At 51.2% G+C, this 295-nt stretch carries 1 pseudogene; it reads right to left on the bottom strand.

Annotated elements, in window-relative coordinates:
• Positions 1–113 precede the first annotated feature (113 nt).
• Positions 114–295: pseudogene (locus tag PZH32_RS13245) on the bottom strand (ABC transporter permease); the annotation flags it as partial.

Genomic DNA, 295 nt, shown 5'->3' with positions numbered 1-295 from the left:
ATCCGGTCCATGATCCCACCGCGCTTTTTTCCTGCGAGAACGCCGAGGAAAAAGCCAAGAATACCAGAAAACAACCATGCCGTGAATAAAAGCCAGATGGAATTCATGACCTTCTACCCGATGACCACTGCCACCGGTCGGCGATATAAAAGGGATGTTCCCATATTTCCGTGGAGAAAGTCTTTCAGCCAGTTCAGATACCGCTCCACCGGAAGCAGATCTGTTCCCCAGTAGCTTTTCAGCTTTGCGATCTGCTCCGGGCTCATAGAGCCCAGAGCTGTCTGTCCGACATTTG

It is taken from the genome of Adlercreutzia equolifaciens, assembly GCF_029076695.1.
In the GTDB taxonomy this organism is placed as follows: domain Bacteria; phylum Actinomycetota; class Coriobacteriia; order Coriobacteriales; family Eggerthellaceae; genus Adlercreutzia; species Adlercreutzia equolifaciens_A.
The sequence above is the reverse complement of the archived record's forward strand: the minus strand, read 5'-3'. Positions and strand labels throughout refer to the sequence as shown.